At 42.4% G+C, this 19,372-nt stretch carries 17 protein-coding genes and 1 tRNA gene; 11 read left to right on the top strand and 7 right to left on the bottom strand.

Features of this window, described 5'->3' with window-relative positions:
* Window positions 1-98: 98 nt before the first annotated feature.
* Entirely contained in the window at window positions 99-911 is an 813-nt protein-coding gene (gene icmH / locus ACT3TH_RS08500) for a type IVB secretion system protein IcmH/DotU (RefSeq protein ID WP_444755415.1), read from the top strand.
* Between the two features lie 189 nt (window positions 912-1,100).
* Here icmH and ACT3TH_RS08505 read toward each other — a convergent pair.
* Window positions 1,101-1,176 (bottom strand) — tRNA-Asn (locus ACT3TH_RS08505).
* Between the two features lie 285 nt (window positions 1,177-1,461).
* A complete protein-coding gene (locus ACT3TH_RS08510; RefSeq protein ID WP_444755416.1) occupies window positions 1,462-2,664 on the bottom strand; it encodes a pyridoxal phosphate-dependent aminotransferase in 1,203 nt (400 codons plus the stop codon).
* A 366-nt stretch (window positions 2,665-3,030) separates the two neighbouring features.
* Between ACT3TH_RS08510 and ACT3TH_RS08515 the strand changes: the two genes are divergently transcribed.
* From ACT3TH_RS08515 to ACT3TH_RS08545, 7 genes are all read left to right on the top strand, one after another.
* On the top strand, window positions 3,031-3,768 hold the full coding sequence (locus ACT3TH_RS08515; RefSeq protein ID WP_444755417.1) for an SDR family NAD(P)-dependent oxidoreductase: 738 nt from the start codon (window positions 3,031-3,033) through the stop codon (window positions 3,766-3,768).
* Window positions 3,769-3,841: 73 nt separating this feature from the next.
* A complete protein-coding gene (locus ACT3TH_RS08520) occupies window positions 3,842-5,560 on the top strand; it encodes an NAD(P)/FAD-dependent oxidoreductase (RefSeq protein ID WP_444755418.1) in 1,719 nt (572 codons plus the stop codon).
* A gap of 41 nt (window positions 5,561-5,601) precedes the next feature.
* Complete coding sequence (locus ACT3TH_RS08525) at window positions 5,602-6,570, top strand: DUF1365 domain-containing protein (RefSeq protein WP_444755419.1); 969 nt, start codon at window positions 5,602-5,604, stop codon at window positions 6,568-6,570.
* Window positions 6,571-6,680: 110 nt separating this feature from the next.
* Entirely contained in the window at window positions 6,681-8,153 is a 1,473-nt protein-coding gene (locus tag ACT3TH_RS08530; protein WP_444755420.1) for a class I SAM-dependent methyltransferase, read from the top strand.
* A gap of 37 nt (window positions 8,154-8,190) precedes the next feature.
* The gene (locus ACT3TH_RS08535; protein ID WP_444755421.1) at window positions 8,191-8,601 is read left to right on the top strand and encodes a DUF2177 family protein; all 411 of its coding nucleotides are present in this window, start codon (window positions 8,191-8,193) and stop codon (window positions 8,599-8,601) included.
* Between the two features lie 137 nt (window positions 8,602-8,738).
* Entirely contained in the window at window positions 8,739-9,293 is a 555-nt protein-coding gene (locus ACT3TH_RS08540) for an acyl-CoA thioesterase (protein ID WP_444755422.1), read from the top strand.
* Window positions 9,294-9,512: 219 nt separating this feature from the next.
* A complete protein-coding gene (locus tag ACT3TH_RS08545) occupies window positions 9,513-10,598 on the top strand; it encodes a cation diffusion facilitator family transporter (protein WP_444755423.1) in 1,086 nt (361 codons plus the stop codon).
* A gap of 148 nt (window positions 10,599-10,746) precedes the next feature.
* On the opposite strand, the gene dps is transcribed toward ACT3TH_RS08545, so the two are convergent.
* On the bottom strand, window positions 10,747-11,229 hold the full coding sequence (dps, locus tag ACT3TH_RS08550; protein WP_444755424.1) for a DNA starvation/stationary phase protection protein Dps: 483 nt from the start codon (window positions 11,227-11,229) through the stop codon (window positions 10,747-10,749).
* Between the two features lie 430 nt (window positions 11,230-11,659).
* Here dps and uvrB point away from each other — a divergent pair, with 430 nt between their 5' ends.
* Together uvrB and ACT3TH_RS08560 are read left to right on the top strand one after the other, a co-directional pair.
* Window positions 11,660-13,771: an excinuclease ABC subunit UvrB gene (gene uvrB / locus ACT3TH_RS08555; RefSeq protein WP_444755425.1), complete on the top strand. Its 2,112-nt coding sequence runs from the start codon at window positions 11,660-11,662 to the stop codon at window positions 13,769-13,771.
* A 294-nt stretch (window positions 13,772-14,065) separates the two neighbouring features.
* A complete protein-coding gene (locus tag ACT3TH_RS08560; RefSeq protein WP_444755426.1) occupies window positions 14,066-14,434 on the top strand; it encodes a hypothetical protein in 369 nt (122 codons plus the stop codon).
* 121 nt (window positions 14,435-14,555) lie between these two features.
* On the opposite strand, the gene ACT3TH_RS08565 is transcribed toward ACT3TH_RS08560, so the two are convergent.
* Together ACT3TH_RS08565 and ACT3TH_RS08570 are read right to left on the bottom strand one after the other, a co-directional pair.
* Window positions 14,556-14,945 (bottom strand): hypothetical protein, encoded by a 390-nt coding sequence (locus ACT3TH_RS08565; protein WP_444755427.1) that lies wholly within the window; start codon window positions 14,943-14,945, stop codon window positions 14,556-14,558.
* A 274-nt stretch (window positions 14,946-15,219) separates the two neighbouring features.
* Window positions 15,220-15,735, bottom strand: a complete 516-nt coding sequence (locus ACT3TH_RS08570) for a hypothetical protein (protein ID WP_444755428.1) — start codon at window positions 15,733-15,735, stop codon at window positions 15,220-15,222.
* A 304-nt stretch (window positions 15,736-16,039) separates the two neighbouring features.
* Here ACT3TH_RS08570 and recJ point away from each other — a divergent pair, with 304 nt between their 5' ends.
* Entirely contained in the window at window positions 16,040-17,878 is a 1,839-nt protein-coding gene (gene recJ, locus ACT3TH_RS08575; protein WP_444755429.1) for a single-stranded-DNA-specific exonuclease RecJ, read from the top strand.
* A gap of 30 nt (window positions 17,879-17,908) precedes the next feature.
* On the opposite strand, the gene ACT3TH_RS08580 is transcribed toward recJ, so the two are convergent.
* Window positions 17,909-18,574: a trimeric intracellular cation channel family protein gene (locus tag ACT3TH_RS08580; protein WP_444755430.1), complete on the bottom strand. Its 666-nt coding sequence runs from the start codon at window positions 18,572-18,574 to the stop codon at window positions 17,909-17,911.
* A 106-nt stretch (window positions 18,575-18,680) separates the two neighbouring features.
* The gene (locus tag ACT3TH_RS08585; RefSeq protein WP_444755431.1) at window positions 18,681-19,316 is read right to left on the bottom strand and encodes a trimeric intracellular cation channel family protein; all 636 of its coding nucleotides are present in this window, start codon (window positions 19,314-19,316) and stop codon (window positions 18,681-18,683) included.
* Window positions 19,317-19,372: the final 56 nt, after the last annotated feature.

The following is a 19,372-nucleotide window of genomic DNA, read 5'->3' on the forward strand; positions in this document are numbered from 1 at the left end:
AAATTTGTGTCAGTCTCGCGTTACCATGTTGTGTATCCATTTTATTCAATATCGCCTATATGTAGTCATATTTAAAACAATTAGCACTAGGAACAATCATGTCTGGGAATAACTCAATGGGTTCTGCACCTTCCTTATTGGATTCAGGTGAGGTGGCCTCAAAAGTTTCAGCGAATGGTCTTGATAAACGTATTAGCAGCCAATCGCTGGTTGATATTATGTATGACGGTTTTTATTTGGTTTTTTTATTACGCAATCACTATTTTAGTACCGAGCCGCATCAGTTCCGCCAAAATATATATAATTTTTTAGATAAGTTTGAGAGTAATGCCCGCAAAAAAGGCTTTTTTTCAGAAGATATTCATGAAGCCAAGTATGCTTATTGTGCCTTGATTGATGAGACGATCATGACGTCACAAGAGCCGGAGTTTCAGACGCTAAAAGATGCGTGGGAGCTTAACCCTTTACAGTTAGACTTGTTTGGCTCACAAATTGCTGGTAATGAGTTCTTTGAGCGCCTAGATGGTTTACGTGAGCAAGGAGAGAAGCGCCTTCCTGCCTTAGAAATTTATCATTACGCCATGCTACTTGGGTTTCAGGGTAAGTATCGTTTGGAAGCCCCAGAAAAGATCCGCTATCTTATTTCACGCTTGGGTGATGAGATTGAGCATCTGCGTGGCAATAAAAACGAATTCTCGCCATTTTGGGCCATTCCTGATCAAATCAAACATACGCTCACGAGCGAAACACCGCTGTGGGTGATTCTTGCCGTCATTGCAGTGTTATTAAGTGCGATATTTGCTACCATGTGGCAGCTTACAAATAGCTTCTCTGACACTCAGCTCTCAGCATACAGACAGGTGATTCAAGAAAACAAAGAGCAAGCGCATATTTCAATTTTCTTACCTTAACTGCTACTTATTATTAGTCCAAAATAAAAAACCAATTGTTGCAGTAGCATTTCTTTTCAAGGCGAATTGAGATGCTTTGTTCAATTGGTAAAATCAATAGGCATAAAAAAACCCCCATCAAAGTGATGAGGGTCTTGGCAAATGCCATAATTGAATCAAAGGTGACTCAAGAACTTTATAACTACAATGTGGCTCTCCAACCTGGGCTCGAACCAGGGACACACGGATTAACAGTCCGTTGCTCTACCAACTGAGCTATTGGAGAATAAGCTGTAAGTGTTTCACTTCTTACAACGAGCCTTAGAAGTCTCTAACGAGTTCTTACTAAGTGGGGCGTATTCTAGCAAAAATAAAAAATACGTCAAGCCTTTTTTGCATAATTCATGAAGATTATTATTTTAATGGCATAGTGCACTATTTTTTGACAAAGAATGGTTCCTTAGAAAGGAAAATAGTAGTCGCTTAAACCTTTATGACAAAGGCGCCTCATATCATTTATGAGGCGCCTTTGTTTATCAAAGTACTCTTTAGACCAATCGCTCGTTAGAAGTTATTCAGCAACGTCTAAATCAGCAACTGCTTTTTCGATACGTGATAGAGCATCTTTTAGCGTGGCTTCATCAGTTGCGTAAGAAATACGCATGTAGCCGCCAAGACCGAATGCGTCACCCGGTACTACTGCAACGCCCACTTTATCTAATAACCATTCTGAAAATTCTGTACAAGAGGAGAGGCCAGCTGCTTTGATAAGTGGCTTGATTTCTGGATAGACGTAAAATGCGCCATCAGGACGCAGGCAAGTAATGCCTTTAATGGCATTCAAACCATCAACGACAAGATCACAACGCTTTTCAAATGCCGCTACCATCGGTTCTAGTACGCTTTGGTCACCACTAATAGCGACTTCTGCAGCGACTTGACTGATAGAGGTTGGGCATGACGTTGATTGTGATTGTACTTTTTTCATTGCGCCAATCAGTTTTGCAGGGCCACCAGCATAGCCGATACGCCAGCCTGTCATTGCATAGGCTTTAGAGACACCGTTTAAAATAATTGCACGGTCTTTAAGCTCAGGCGCTGCATTTAAGATATTGTAGAACTTATCACCCGTCCAGCGAATGTGCTCGTACATGTCGTCTGAGGCCACATAGACTTGTGGGTGCTTTTTCAGTACTTCAGCGATGGCTTTTAACTCATCTAGCGTGTAAATCATACCGGTTGGGTTAGAGGGACTATTCAATACCAACATTTTGGTTTTGTCAGTGATAGCCGCTTCTAACTGCTCGGCGGTGATTTTGAAATCTTGCTCAGCGGGGCATTCAACAATAACTGGCACGCCTTCTGCAATGATTACCATGTCAGGGTAGCTGACCCAATATGGCGCTGGAATGATTACCTCATCGCCTGGATTGATAAAAGCTTGGGCAAGGTTAAAGAATGATTGTTTACCACCGACTGATACTAAGATTTCGTTAGGCTCATAGCTAATATCATTGTCACGTTTGAACTTATCAATGATGGCCTTTTTAAGCTCTGGCGTACCATCAACAGCGGTGTATTTGGTAAAGCCATTATTAATAGCTTCAATTGCCGCTTTTTTAATGTGCTCAGGTGTATCAAAATCTGGTTCGCCTGCACCTAGACCGATAATATCTTTGCCCGCAGCCTTTAGCTCTTTGGCTTTATTGGTAATTGCTAGCGTAGGTGATGGCTTGATGCTGTTGACGCGGTCCGACAGTTGCAACTCGCTCATAAGAGATCCTTTTTATGGTGGGGATGGGTTAGTGAGACTATATTCGCTTTTCCTTTTGGCATTGTAGCATGCGCCAATTATACTGTCTTATAGAGGTGGTAACAGAGAATAACGGATTCATCAACGGTTTTAATCCTATTGTAATGGATAAACAAGCTAAGTGAGTTAGGTCTAGGAATAATTGCGAAACCACAACAATAAACCTATCGCTTTAATCTATTATTGTTTAGATTTAATAAATAAAATGGATGATAACTTAATAAAATGCGATTAATATTGTAGGTGGTATAAGAATAACAATTGGGTACTTAAACTTGGGTAAATTGTGGATTTTTCACTACAAAAATGACTAAAAGGACGTTTACGATGACAGATTCTTCAAAAAGACTTCATATCCTCATTACTGGAGCAACTTCTGGTATTGGTTATCAATTAACAAAAGATTATCTGCTAGAAGGCCATCATGTATATGCTGTTGGTCGTGATGATAACGCCTTAGCTGAGCTCAAATCATTGGGAGCCGAAACCATTGAGTTGGATTTGATGGATCGTGACAAGGTGCTAGAAGCTTTTAACAAAATCAGTGAGGTTGATTTGGCAATTTGCGGCGCAGGTATGTGTGAATATTTGGACATGCCAAACTTTGATAGTGCGTCATTTATGAAGGTCATGTCAGTGAACATGGGTACGTTAGCACATGCCATCGAAGGCGTATTGCCGAAGCTAATCGCCTCAAAAGGTCGTTTGGTGGGGATTGGCTCAGCCTCTGCTTACGTACCGTTTGCCCGTGCGGAAGCCTATGGTAGCTCAAAGGCCGCCATTCATTATCTGATGAAAACTTTACAGATCAGCTTAGCAGAGCATGATGTCTCAGTCAGCCTAGTCGTGCCTGGTTTTGTCGAAACCCCAATGACCAAACAGAACGATTTTCCTATGCCATTTATCCAAACACCCGAGCAGGCGAGTCAGGCCATTCGTGATGGTATAGAAAGTGGTCATGACGTGATCGAATTTCCCAAAAAACTCACGTTGCCGTTAAAAGCGCTGGGTACGTTGCCAGATTTGGTTTGGCAGCAGGTTAGTGGGAAACTCAATAAAAAATAACCCATCATCGTTGCCACAAGCATGGTCCATTAAAGAAAATAGTCCACCAAAGAAAATAGAAAGGAACGCCAGTATGCCGTTTATCAGCTTCAAGCGTGCAAGTAAGCAAACAACAGCGAAGAAAAATAGTAATAGTGCAAAAAGTTCTGACAATACTCAAACTAAAAAACGTATTGCTATCATCGGTTCGGGTGTGTCAGGACTGACTTGTGCGCATTATCTGGTGGCGCAACATGACGTGACGGTGTTTGAGGCCAATGATTATATCGGCGGTCATGTAAATACCATCGATGTGACGCTACAAGAGGGCAAAAAAGCCAAAAGTAGCAAAGTAGAAAGTAGTGCGATAGACACAGGTTTTATTGTGTTTAATGAACGCACCTATCCCAACTTTTTCCGTTTGCTTTACGACTTAAAAGTGCCGTTTCAAACGACAGACATGAGCTTTTCGGTAAAGAATACGTCGCGTCGTTTTGAATACAATGGTCATACGCTCAACACACTATTATCGCAGCGTAAAAACGTTCTCAATCCTAAATTTTGGCAATTTATCAAAGATGTCTTACAGTTTAATAAACACATCAAGCAGCTACGTCAGGACTATGAAGCTGCCCGCGCACAAGGCAAAGATGTCAGCGCCTTCACTGAGCAAACGCTCGGTGGCTATCTCGCTGAGAAACGCTACGGTAAGTTGTTTGTAGATAACTATCTGTTGCCAATGGTCTCTGCTATTTGGTCAACCAGTCTGAGTGACGTGCAAGATTTTCCCTTGGTGTTTTTTGCTCAGTTTTTCGACAACCATGGTTTGCTCGATGTGGTGAATCGTCCGCAATGGTTCACGATTAAAGGCGGCTCAAAACAATATGTCAATAAGTTGGTGACTCGCTTTGTCAAAGCGGGCGGCAAGATACAGGTCAATTGCCCTGTGCAGTCTGTAACTCGTAATGTTGATCATGATAACGTGAGGTTAACGATTCAGGACAAAAGCAGTGTCAATGGCGAGCCTGAAAGTCTTGTGTTTGATGAAGTTATTTTTGCTTGTCACGCTGATACTTCACTTAATATTCTAAAAGATGCCAGTGCAGAGGAAACTGAGGTGCTGAGTCAATTCCGCTTTACTAAAAATACCGCTGTCCTTCATACCGATACCAGTGTGTTACCCAAAAAACCACTGGCATGGGCTAGCTGGAACTATTTGATAGACGAGAAGTCTACTGGCAAAGCGAGCGTCCAAACCAAGCCCGAAGACATGGAGTCGCCCGCAAAACCAGTGCTGACTTATCATATGAATATTTTGCAGCGCCTCACCAAAAAACATAATTATTTAGTCACGCTTAATCAAGATATTAATGAAAAACAAGTCATCAAACGCATTGATTACAGTCATCCAGTTTTTGATAAAGCGATGATCGCCACTCAAACCAAGTGGACAAGTATTTCTGGTAGCGGCTTGCACACGCATTTCTGCGGGGCTTATTGGTTCAATGGTTTTCATGAAGATGGGGTGCGCAGTGGTTTGCGAGTGTGTCAAGCACTCGGGCATCATATCGATATCAAAGACAGTGTGGATCCGACTCATCTGCCAGATGCCGATAGCGCCCATACACCATTTCTTTATAAAGACCTGCCTATCAAAGCAGATACCAAGTTGCGCACACTAAATCACCGTCAGGTCACAACCGCAACTACCAATCAGGAGCTTATCGAGTACGTTGAGCAATTACAAACGGCTCATATGGATAGCAGTTTGAATAAAAAACGCGGCTTATTTGGCCGTCGTAAACAACAATAATTTTGCCATAAAAATGCAGCAACCCTAACGAAGAGAGTGCTATGCCTGTCAAAGATGATTCGTCTAATAGCGCCTTACCGCATCAATTATTCCATGGCACAACGTGGCACAGCCGGCTGCTGCCAAAAGTGCATAAGTTTGTCTATCCATATCGCTATTGGGGCGTCAATGTTAGCTCATTAGCCACCGGGCAAACACTTCCTGAGGTCAAGATGGCAACTTCTGGTAAAGGTAGAATTTTAGGGAAATTACCGTTATTTTCAGCGAAGAAAAAGGCATTACAGCAGTTTTGTCCTGATGATTATTTACAGAGCTTAAATAGCCTAAGCATAAATAGCGGTGTGAATAACCTTAACAATAAAGAAAACGGATTGAATAGTTTTCAAGCACTTGAACATCGTCTACAACAAGCATTTACTGACCAGACTGGTAGCGTGCCAACAGGTGATATGCTTGGACTGTTGGTTTGCCGGAATGCTGGTTTGTATTTTAGCCCCGTCAATTTTTATGTGGGTTTTGATAAACAGCAGACGCCGACCCATTTATTGGCTGAGGTTTCTAATACGCCATGGGATAAGCGTCATTACTATGGATTTTTACTCGATGGTACAGACACTGAGTTTCGTCATGACAAAAACTTTCATGTGTCACCCTTCAATCCTATCGACCAGCAATATCGCTGGCAAGTGACTATAAAGAATACGACGAAAAACGAGATGGAGAGCAAGCTAGATAACGGTTTACAAGTTCGTATCGCTATTGATATCAGTGATGAGCGCGGTGAAGTATTAAAAACTGGTATAAAAATGTCGGGTGTACCGATGACAGATGATTCTATCCGCAAAAGCTTGCGACAAAATCCATTAATGAATATAACGTCTTTAACACGTATCTATTGGCATGCGTTTAAGCTCTATGCGATAAAAAAAGTACCCTATATCAATTATGATGAAAAGCTGGCCGACAGTCAGCAGCAAACAGCAACGACTCAAAAAGATACTTTTTCATGAGAGGGTGCAGGTCAACAATAGGGTGCTGGACGATTGGGCAGTAAAAATTTCAAAAAATGTCACAAATTTAACATCAAAATTTAGCACACTTAGACAAGGATAAATACACGATGCCAGCACGACCGACCGACCGAGCACCAATCTCGACATTAGAGAAATTGACGGCACGAATGAATAAAGCAATCAATGAGAGCGTTATTTTGCAACCAGTGGGTAATGGTGTCAATCATTTGGCAAGAAAGCTTATCTTTCGTGCATTAACCCATATTCAGTTTGGTAGCCTAACTATTATCGAAGCATTTGACGAGCAGTCATCTTATACACGTCGTTTTGGTAGCAAGTCTACCGATACGATGAGTAGCTCGTCAGTCGGTCGACATCCATTACAAGTAACTTTAACAATCCATGATTGTGCTGTTTATCGTCAATTGCTACTTGGTGGCTCTATTGCCCTAGCAGACAGCTATATTAATGGTGAGTGGGATACAGATGATTTGACTGGATTGATTCGCTTGGCGGCGCGTAATTTGGCAGTACTGAACAAACTGGAGAATCGCTTTGCTGGTGTGAGCAAGGCATTTGAAAAAGCGAAGCATCAGTTACGTAGTAATGATAAATCTGGAGCCAAGTCCAATATATTGGCACATTACGATTTGGGTAACGACATGTACCAGCGTTTTTTGGACGATACGATGATGTATTCATCAGCGGTATATCGCACACCTGAGGTGCCACTTAGCGAGGCACAGCAGCATAAATTGGCGCTTATTTGCCAGCGATTGCAACTGACTGCTGAGGATCACGTTATCGAAATCGGCACTGGTTGGGGTGGTTTTGCTATTTACGCTGCCACACATTACGGTTGTCAAATAACCACGACGACTATCTCAGACGCTCAGTATGATGAGGCACAGCGCCGAGTCGAAGCGGCTGGGCTGTCTGATAAAATCACACTGCTGAAACAAGACTATCGTGAGCTGACAGGCCACTATGATAAATTGGTCAGTATTGAAATGATTGAAGCGGTCGGGCACGAATATTTACCGACTTTCTTTGCTAAGTGTAATAGCTTGCTTAAACCCACGGGGCTAATGGTACTGCAAGCGATTACCTTTAATGATCAAAACTATAAAGAGTATGTAAATTCAGTCGATTTTATCCAGACACACATTTTCCCTGGTGGTTGTCTGCTCTCAAACCAAGAATTGAATACGCAATTTGCTGAGCAGACAGATATGGTCATCAAGCAATTGCACGATTATGGCTTTGACTATGCGCATACGTTACGGGATTGGCGCAAAGCATTCATGGCACAGCGCGAAGAAATAATAGCGCTCGGTTATGACGACGCCTTTATTCGTTTATGGGATTTTTATTTCTGCTATTGTGAGGGTGGTTTTTTGGAGCGGACGATTGGAGTGGTGCAATTGACAGCCGTGAAGCCAGATAATATCGATACGATGCATTTCTCTGATTTGCCGGCTAATGACTCTCTTAGTGAGACGCAAAGCAGCCACTTAATTCACGATTTGATGCATGATGATGGTGATTGTACGTGCGGACATCACACCATGTCTTCGTAAGCTGTGATTGAAATAATCTAACTAAAAGGAGTTTGTTATGGGTTATGTATTTATCTATCTTGCTGCTGTGGTCATATTTTTGGGTATCGATGCGGTTTGGCTCACGACCATGAAAGGGGCTTTTTATGAGTCGCGTATCGGTCATTTATTGGCTGACGAGCCAAACATGATTGCCGCAGGCGTGTTTTATATGTTCTATGTATTGGCACTATGTATACTAATCTTATATCCACAAATCAAAGCGAGTGCATCAATTGGTCATATTTTCTTACTCGGTGGTTTAATTGGGCTGATGGCTTATGGCACGTATGACTTTACTAGCTTAGCCTTATACAAAGGTTTTACATTGGATACAGCATTGGTCGACTTCGCTTGGGGAGGGATTTTGACAGGGTCTGTTAGTGCTATGGTTGCTTGGTTGGCTTATCGCTTTCATTGGTTGAGTTAAACCAGAGTCGCATCGTTAAGTTATCCATTTACATAACCGAGACCATTAGTCGACAGATGGCAATTTGCGCTATGTCTTACGCTACTGTATAAATGACATTCAGAATAAACAAGTTTTAGACAATCGTAAGGAACGTTATGCCGCAATACAATACCAGCTCAACTGCCAAGAAAGCCCCTTTAAATCATGAGCTATACATGTCGATACTAATGACACCTGATATGGCGAATTTCATTGGCAATGTACATGGTGGAGATTTGCTCAAAATGCTTGATCAGGTCGCCTATGCGTGTGCCAGTCGCTACAGTGGCAACTATGTAGTGACGCTATCTGTTGATCAAGTGATGTTCCGTGAGCCTATCTATGTTGGCGAGTTGGTGACTTTTGCTGCCAGTGTCAATTATGTGGGCAATACCTCTATGGAGATTGGTATTCGTGTCGAAGCAGAAGACGTCCGTGCCCGTAAAGTACGCCATACCAACAGCTGTTATTTTACGATGGTGGCTATTGATGACAATGGTAAACCAACAGCAGCGCCGCCTCTTAATATTAAAGATGAGATGCAGCAATGCCGCGCTGATGCCGCGCTAGAGCGTAAAAATTTGCGTATGGAAAGCTCTCATCGTCCAAGTTGCGATATAAAAAACAAGGTGGGCGAGCTGACTTACAATCAAGAAGATCATGGTAAATAACACAGTCGCTCATGGTTCAATGAGGACGCTTGTAAGACTTACTATATAAAATTAACAACCACTCACTAAAAAGCCACTGATACTTTATGTAAGAATACGCTATCTTGCCTCCAAGCTATTTAGACCCTTCAAACCATTGGATGGATTCAGTAAGTTCTACTAAAAGTAAAACCTCCTAGAAAACCGTGGTCAACCATTCGCTATTTTATTGAGACTGTCATGAGTGTCAGACCATCAGAACCCCCTTCACATCGTCCTGATTCTATTCAGTCAGTACCGCGAAACAGTCGCACTCGCGGTGCTGGCAAGTCCATAGATAATCCTGCTGATTCCAAGAGTGCCTCTAGTCCTGCAACCGATAAAGAGGATCAACACTCCGGTTCATTAACGACTGTACTAATAGCCGTTGGAGCAAATCTTATCATTGCGATTGCAAAGACGGTAGCAGCATTTATGACGGGCTCTGCGTCTATGATAGCGGAGTCAGCACACTCATGGGCAGATGCAGGGAACGGCACTTTATTGATTGTTGCCGAAAAAAAGGCGATTAAACCTGCTGACGACAGTCATCCGCTAGGCTACGGTAAAGAATCCTATGTTTGGTCAATGATTGCAGCTTTTGGCGTCTTTATGGCGGGCTCTATTGTCTCCATTTATACTGGCATCACTGAATGGAATGCAGCAGAAAGCGAGACCAACTATACTATTGGTTTTATCGTATTGGCGGTTGCCTTTTTACTCGAAGGGTTTTCGCTCGTACAAGCATATTTACAGAGTAAAAAGCATGGCAAGGCGATTAATATTAGCGCCATCGGTTATGTAGTCAATACTTCAAACCCGACGTTGCGTGGTGTATTTTTTGAAGATTTAGCCGCTGTGACTGGGTTAATCATCGCTGCCGCAGCGATGGGTATGCATGCTTATACAGGAGAGCCGTTTTGGGATGCCTTAGGTTCTATCATTGTTGGCTTATTATTGGGTGTGGTTGCTATCTTTTTGATCAGTCGCAACCGAGACTTTTTGGTTGGTCATAAAGTGTCAGAGGACATCCACTTTTACGCATTAGAGAAACTACTCAACCATCCAGATATTGATAGTGTCTCCTACTTACACTTAGAGTGGGTAGGACCTAGAAAAATATTTATGGTGGCAGCAGTAGACATCGCTGGCAATCAAAAAGAACAAGAGCTTGCGCAAAAATTTGAAGACATTGAAAATGAGTTCCGTGGTAATCCTTTGTTCCAAGAGGCGATATTAACCCTATCAATACCCAATGCCGAAATCTTAGTACTGCCTGACAGTTAAAAGATTTATCCTAAGCTTGGTTATTATCAATTGCATTTATGGCAAATACTGCTGTTTTCTCAAATAGACATAAAAAAGGTCACCCCTTAGAGTGACCTTTTTACTTTGTGTAGACTAAGGCTAACAATTAGCCAAAACTATAAAAGCCTTATTTCTTCGGCGCGTTTGCACCAATGAACCATGCATCTTTATCGATGATACGGCTGGCTTCAGTCAACAAATCAGCGGTATCTTCATCACCAGCATCACCCGCAGTATCGATAGCTTCACGTAGCGTTTCAGCAACTTGCTTATAACGATCTGTAATTTCACGGACATGCTGATCTACTTCGGTAATATCGGTTGGATAATCAGCCAAAATAGAGTCTTTTGCTACACGACTGGCTAGACCATTTGGTTGACCGCCCAAAATGACAATACGTTCAGCAATGGTATCTGATACTTCACGGATACGATCTGCTGTGTCATCTAATAACTGATGAACCCCAATAAAGCCAGTACCTTGTAGGTTCCAATGGCACTGTTTACCATCTAATGTAAGATCGATAACATTGGCCAAATTTGCATTTAGCAATTCGATCATTTTTTTGGCGGTATCGTCTGAAATTCCACTTGCGTAACGTTCTCTCATAATTTACTCCGTTATTTTAGTTTTACTAAATCGTATTTTAATGAATATGTTGTTATTAATATTATGCGTAATATTTATCTAATTATGTTTGATGAACATATATAGATTTACTGCTTGTTAATTCAGTATGAATAATAACAGCTTACGCAAAGGATAAAACCCTCAAGCGTTATGCTTTGTTAAGTGGTCGTGTAATAGGTTTGTTAACCATGAAAAGCTTTGTAAATTTAGCTCAGACTGTGTGCGTTTTATATAACCGTTTCATGGTTATTTAGCGCAAATGCACTATAAGTAATGCGTGGATATGTCCATACATTGGGTTGAATTAGTGGAAGTAATAACTGAAGAAAGCCAGTCATTATTCTTTAAAAACCTACATTTAGACCCCATATTGTTCTAAACCTTAATAATTAATAAGAAGAAAGCCATTATGCGAATGCCTGAACCGCGCTCATCGCGTCAGTTAAATCAATTGGCCACTCAGCTCCAAGGTGAAGCTGAAATCAGTGGTGTTAATGCGTCAGGGACGCAAATATCGAGTCGTGCTTTTGAGATGGTGACAGACTTCGAGCCAGCAGGGGATCAGCCACAAGCGATTGAAAAGCTTGTTAAAGGTATTAATTCTGGGATGGACGAACAGTTGCTGCTCGGTGTGACAGGTTCTGGTAAGACATATACGATGGCCAAAGTCATCTCTGAGTGCCAGCGTCCGACAATCATCATGGCGCACAACAAAACCTTGGCCGCACAGCTATATGGTGAGTTTAAGTCGTTTTTCCCCAACAACGCGGTTGAGTATTTCGTCAGTTATTATGACTACTATCAGCCTGAGGCGTATGTTGCGGCCAGTGATACCTTTATCGAAAAAGACAGTGCCATAAATGATCATATTGACCAGATGCGCTTATCAGCCACGCGTGCACTGTTGGAGCGCCGTGATGCAATTATTGTCGCTTCGGTATCATGTATTTATGGTTTGGGTGATCCTGAAAGCTATTTGAAAATGCTATTACATATCGTCGTCGGCGATAAGATCGATCGTACTGCGACGATTAAGCGTTTGGTTGAAATGCAATATACACGGAATGAGTTGGATTTTGGTCGTGGTACTTATCGCTTGCGGGGTGAATTGCTCGATATTTATCCTGCTGAATCTGAGCAGCTAGCAGTGCGTGTGCATCTGTTCGACAATGAAGTAGAAAAGATCACTTGGTTTGATCCTTTAACAGGTAAAACCGTGCGTAGCGTCCCACGTATTACCATTTATCCAAAATCCCATTATGTGACACCGCGCAACAAGCTTGAAGCGGCAAGCCATACCATTCGTGAGGAGCTAGAGCCACGTTTAGAGTATTTCCGTGAAAACAACAAGCTGATTGAAGCGCAGCGTCTAAAAGAGCGTACTCAGTATGATCTTGAGATGATTCAGCAACTTGGCTACTGTAATGGTATCGAAAACTACTCGCAGCATCTCTCAGGTCGTCCATCAGGAGAAGCACCGCCGACCTTATTTGATTATATTCCAGAGGACGCGCTACTGTTTCTTGATGAGTCGCATGTGACCGTCTCGCAGATTGGCGCAATGTATAAAGGCGATAGATCTCGCAAAGAAAACTTGGTTAACTATGGCTTTCGCCTGCCAAGTGCGATGAACAACCGTCCAATGAAGTTTGAAGAATGGGAGCGTATCAAACCCAAAACTATCTATGTAAGTGCCACGCCAGCTTTGTATGAGCTAGAACACAGTGAACAAGTGGTCGAGCAAGTTGTGCGTCCAACGGGCTTGATTGATCCAGAGATTGAGATACGTCCTGTATTTACTCAAGTCGATGATGTGCTATCGGAGATTACCAAGCGCCGCGATAAAGATGAGCGCGTACTGATTACCACATTGACTAAGCGTATGTCAGAGGATTTAACCAGCTATCTAAAAGAGTACGATGTAAAAGTCGCGTATTTGCATTCGGACATCGATACCGTCGAGCGCATGCAGATTATCCATGAGCTACGTACTGGCGTCCATGATGTCTTGGTCGGTATTAACCTGTTGCGTGAGGGTTTGGATATGCCAGAGGTGTCATTGGTCGCGATATTTGATGCGGATAAAGAAGGCTTTTTGCGTTCGGAGCGTTCACTGATTCAGACCATTGGCCGTGCGGCGCGTCACATCAATGGTAAAGCCATCCTTTATGCTGATCGCATTACCAATAGTATGCAAAAGGCGATAGATGAGACGGATCGTCGCCGTGAAAAACAAGTGGCGTTTAACCTTGAACACAATATAACGCCAAAAGGTGCGCGTCGCAGTATCACCGATAAAATCGACACGGGTGATGACGAGAATGCCAATGACAATCAAGTGATTCCTATCAAGAGCAATCTGCCCGATGTGGATATCAACATTTTGCGCAGTCCTGATTTGCTGGCCAAAGAGATTAAGCGGCTTGAGAAGCAAATGCAGCAAATGTCGCGTGACTTGAAGTTTGAAGAAGCGGCAAAAACGCGGGATAAAGTGCTTGAGCTCAAAGCACATTTAATCTAGATAGCATTTAATAGTTAAAGAGGTGAGTTGCATGGTTTGCAGCTCGCCTTTTTTAGTTCAATATCTGAAAAAAATACTTCGTATTTAAGCCAACTCCAATATCTTGAAACAGAATTCTCGCGTTTTTACTAACATCAAACGCAGTTTTACATATCCCACCTTAAAAAACGCCAGCATATCTTATAGGATGTATTAATAAAGCACGATCTACCAAGCACGCTAACAACTGCTGGATGGTAGTCATAAAATCAGGCGTGCTCACGTACTATATAAATTAAAAGCTAGGGAATTGTTATGTTTGATATAAAATCGTTTTTTAAAAGAGAAGTAGAAAAAAAACTTATTGATGTTGATGATTATATTTTTATGCCTGAGCGTGTAGAGATGGAGCTGGAAGGCGGGTCACTAAACTGTGTGTTAAATAGCGATGGTCGAGTTGATATTTTTTATACTAAGGATGGTATAACTGAGGTTGGTTCGGCAACCCGTAAGCATCCCTTTACTGCTTTTGAAACTGAGTTACATCATGGTGTCTATGATGATGTTATCGGAGATTTAGTCAAAGAAGTAGAAAAAGTAATTGATGGGTCTTCTAAATATTTCCGTCGAAACAGAGTATTGCCTTCTACTTCTTTATTATCCAATCCTTCGGACATAAGTTAATTGTAGATGGAACGAGAACGTTAGCAGAGCAGAAAGTTTAATCGCAAAAAGGGGCATCATATACGATGCCCCTTTTTTATTTTAAAATCTAAGTATCACTTAACTGTAGATACCTGACAATTTATTTGGTAAAACTTGCATAGCAGCTTTGTAGAGACTTTGCGACGACTTTTGCGACGAGCTGCGTACGGTACTGTGAATCTATGGCAGCATTTCCCAATTCAACAAGAGTTACTTGCTGCGGTGCTTGCTCACTGACGCAGCCACACACATTACTCTTTACTGCTTCCTGTTGCGTTTCGGTCATAGCAACGCTAGCAATACGCCAAGCACTTTGTTTCTCAATTTGGCTACGGCACTGGTTATCAATGGCTGACTTAAAGACACTCATACCGATCTCGTTTGCCGTACCGATCGCATTACCAGTTGTATTATTAGCGCCATCTGTCGTTGCACATCCGGTCAAAGCAAAAGTCGCGAGTAAGATGGTTGAAGCAAAGCGTTTTTTCATAGGGTAATCCTCAAAGGTAGTTGATTGGTATTATGATGAAAACTCATATACGTAGAAGTATGAGTCGCTTGATTATGGTTTGTGAAATTATGGTCTGTGATTATTACATACTTTTAAAACAGTTATTCATTACTTGCATAGCAAAAGTAAGGGTGTTTTAAATTCCCCTCAGCAAAAAGTTTTTTTGATCATCATGCATCAAAAAACCAGCTAAGACATAATATCTTAGCTGGTCAAAGTTTTACAAGACTGTATGATTGCTCATTTGACTGTCTTAGACATTCTTACCATGTTGTTTTTGTTGAATATCTTTCGCCAATTTATAACATTCATTAATATGGTCATTAGCGATTTTCTTAAAGATAGTATAGCCCATCGTCGCTGCAACCAGCTGGCCACCCAGTGGGATGAATTTGGTTACTTGCTTAGCTGCGATACGACCGCCAAAGCCTTGAATGGTCTTTTTAACAATACCGCGTGTTGCCATGAGTCCAGCAAAATCGACAGTACGGTCTTTAACTGCGCTCCAATGTACTTCTCTTGATTGCAAGTCGATAGCAGACTTACGGCTCTCAATTAGACCAAAGCGTTCACTGATCTCAGGTAGAAGATGAGTCAACATACCTGCATCAATGGCTACATCAAAAAATGGAACAGGTACTACTGCCACACCAGCAGAAACTCTAGCACGGCTTTTCACCAGTTTTTGGCACTCTTTTTTGACTTGTTCAAGATCCAAACTTGGATCAATAGTATTTGGTAATTTTTCAGCAACTGGAGTGGTTTTCATAGGATATCCTTATAAAAAATTAATTAAAATAAATAACAAGTGTTTCAGATAATGACTATTCTATGCATTTATAGACAGCATACAATCATTGCTTTGTAGCAAAATGCAGACAATTACTGTGACTGTGCACCGTTTTTGTAAATATAGTATGGTTTCATAAGGTAATGAACACGTTATCGAGGATATTTATCAAAATATACTCTCAATAATCATAGCTAACGCAATATTATGAAATCATAGAGCCTGTACTAAAGTGATAAAAATTGTCATTGTGAGCCTCTCTTAAAGTCAGTAGAATACGCACATGCTAAATTTAACCCCCCGTTGTACCCATACTCGTATCGACGAGTTGCCTCCCGCGTTGCAAACACTTGCTGCTCAATCATTCACTCTTGCTCGTCTGTACGCAGGTCGCGGTATTACTGAGCCTGATGAGCTTGATACCGCATTGTCTGGCTTATTGCCTGCCGAGATGCTGCATGGTGTTACAGAGGCTGTTCGTCTACTAGACGTGGCGATTGATGAAGGTCAGCGCATCTTGATCGTGGGCGACTTTGACTGTGATGGCGCGACCAGTACCGCGCTGATGATGCGCGCGCTCAAAAAGATGGGTGCTATGGTCGATTTCTTAGTACCGGATCGCTTCAAATATGGTTATGGTCTAACACCAGAGATCGTCGAATTGGGTATAAAGACGTTTCAGCCAGACATGATAGTGACGGTAGATAACGGTATCTCTAGTCATGAAGGCGTGGCGCGGGCGCAGGCTGACGGTCTTACTGTCATTATTACTGACCATCATTTGACTACCAAAGAGACGCCACCTGCGGAAGCTGTGGTCAATCCCAATCAGCTCGACTGCGACTTTACCAGTAAAGCACTGGTCGGGGTGGGCGTAGCGTTTTATGTGCTCGGCCGTTTGGCAAAACTGCGGCGCGAAGCTGGTAAGTCTACCGTACAAGTTAGTCAGTATTTAGATTTGGTGGCGCTTGGTACGATTGCCGATGTTGGTGTACTCGATAAAAATAATCGTATCTTAGTACATCACGGACTGGCAGCTATCCGTCAGGGACGTTGTTGTTTAGGTATTTTGGCACTTCTTGAGCAAGCAGGTCGTGACCCCAAGCAACTGCATGCACAGGACTTCGGGTTTGTTTTGGGTCCACGTATCAATGCTGCTGGACGTATGGATAATATGCGTATCGGTATAGAGTGCTTATTGACTGAAGATTGGAGCACAGCGCAGCGTCTGGCGCAGGAGCTTGAGCAGTTAAATCGTACTCGTCGTCAGGTCGAAGGTGAGATGCGGGCACAAGCAGACAATATTGTTCAGACGTTGGCTGATAGTAATGCCAGTAATAATGAAGACACTGATACTGCCGCTAATAGTAATGAGAACAGCGATATCATTGTTCAACATGTAACTAATAAAAAGGCTATCAATAGTAATAAGCGCAGTATCGTCTTATATCAGGACGATTGGCATCAAGGTGTTATTGGTATCGTCGCTGGGCGTTTAAAGGAAAGTCACTATTTGCCTAGTATCGTCTTTGCACCAGCAGACACACAGCAGACTGGTGATGATGACGCCATCAAAGGGTCAGCGCGATCTATTGCTGGCGTGCATATTCGTGACGCGATTGAGCAAGTTGCTGAGCGTTATCCCGATCTCATCAGCCATTTTGGTGGTCATGCAATGGCAGCAGGTTTGACAATTAAACGTCGTAATTTTGAGGCGTTTGAGTCAGCTTTTAACGATGTCATGGCACAGATGGATGATGATGTGTTTGCAGAGCAAAAATTTACTGATGGGCCGTTGCAAGCCAGTGATTTTAGCTTATGGTTCGCTGAGCATTTGGCTCATGCGAGTATCTGGGGACATGGCTTTGCGCCGCCGATATTCGATGGCCTATTTGAGGTACTGAGTTTTAAGGTTTTAAAAGACAAACATCTCAAGTTGTCGTTACGGTATCCTAACGTACAGTATCCAATTGAAGCAATTTATTTCAATTTTGACAGTAGCGCTTGGGATTACCGCGCCGAGCAAGTACATTTGCTCTTTCAGTTAGATATCAATGAGTGGAACGGCAAACAAAGCTTACAGCTCATGGTGAGGGACTTGGCGGTGGTAGAAAAAACCTAAGACATGAAGGGCTGTTAAAATTAAGGGCCTTTAATACTTCCATTCAAGTGTCGGAAATTGCCAATCATAGCGTATCGCAAGCATGCGCAACGTAAAAATCGTACTCATGGTAGCAATATCTGCAATCCAAGCAGTCACGCCAAGATTGTGCAGAGCAAAATAAAGAATACCGCCAGCCAGTGCGGCAGTGATATAAATCTCCTGCTGTAAAACCAGCGGGATTTCGTTGCAGATCATGTCACGAATGATACCGCCAACCACAATGGTGATGACGCCTAACAATAAAGCCACGGGGACATTTGCGCCCATACTATCAGCGACTTTGATACCAATTAGCGTAAAAGCGGACAGTCCAATGGTATCTGAGAGTTTGAGGAATTTATTAACGCGTCTTGAGTTGGGATGGAAGAATATTTGCATGATCAATGAAGAGAGGGTGATAACGGTCAGATAACTCATGTCCACCATCCAAAACAAGGGATGACGATTCAATATGACGTCGCGGACAGTCCCACCACCGATAGCAGTCACGATGGACACCAGTAGACAGCCAAACACATCGAAGTTTTTGTGCTTGGCCAGTATCGTGCCCGAAATACTACAAGCGACGATACCAATCATATCAAACAAATATATCAAAGAGCGCGGGTCAAAAGTGGTGATCAGGGCGGCAGTGTCCAATGCAATAGCCAACATGAGCAAGTCTCATTAATTATGGATGATTATCAAGCAGTATCGAATGTGTCTCAAGTTGAAACGAACACCACAATACTCCTAATCCCAAGTTGCTACTAAGCTCAAGTTAAGCAACTAAGCGAATCGAGGGCAAGTGCCAATCAAATTTAAGCGCTAGCATACGTACAGCAAAGATGACAAATAGCATAATGAACTCATTGATACCAGCGCTAACACCGAAGTACTGCAAAATCAAATACGTGACGGACCCTGCAATACTGGCCGTAATATAAATCTCACGCTGTAGTACCAGCGGAATCTCATTGCAAATGATATCGCGTAACAGTCCACCAATAATAGCAGTCCAAACACCCATCATAACCGCGATGAGAGGTGATAAGTCTTGCGTTAATGCTATCTTAAAACCGATGACGCTAAAAGCTGCCAATCCAATTGCATCAAAGAGTTTGAGCGCATTGTCGATCTTATGATACAGATGAAAAAACATTTGTAGAATAAGGGAAGTCACTGTAATGACGATCACATAGTTGAGGTCAGTCATCCAAAACAGCGGATGGCGATCTAATGCCATATCACGTAGCGTACCGCCGCCAATGGCATTGACCATGGATACCAAAATACAGCCAGAAATATCTAGGCCTTTGTGTTGAGCCAGCAGCGTACCTGCTATCGCGCAAGCAATCACGCCAACCATATCTAATAAATATAACAAAATATCCGGAAAAATTAACGCATTGACCATGGTTGTAGTGCCAAGTAGTGACTATGAAAGTAGCTTAAGGGTGTTTGTCTTAAACA

Origin of the sequence: Psychrobacter sp. AOP22-C1-C5 (assembly GCF_052378885.1) — a bacterium.
Classification (GTDB): Bacteria; Pseudomonadota; Gammaproteobacteria; order Pseudomonadales; family Moraxellaceae; genus Psychrobacter.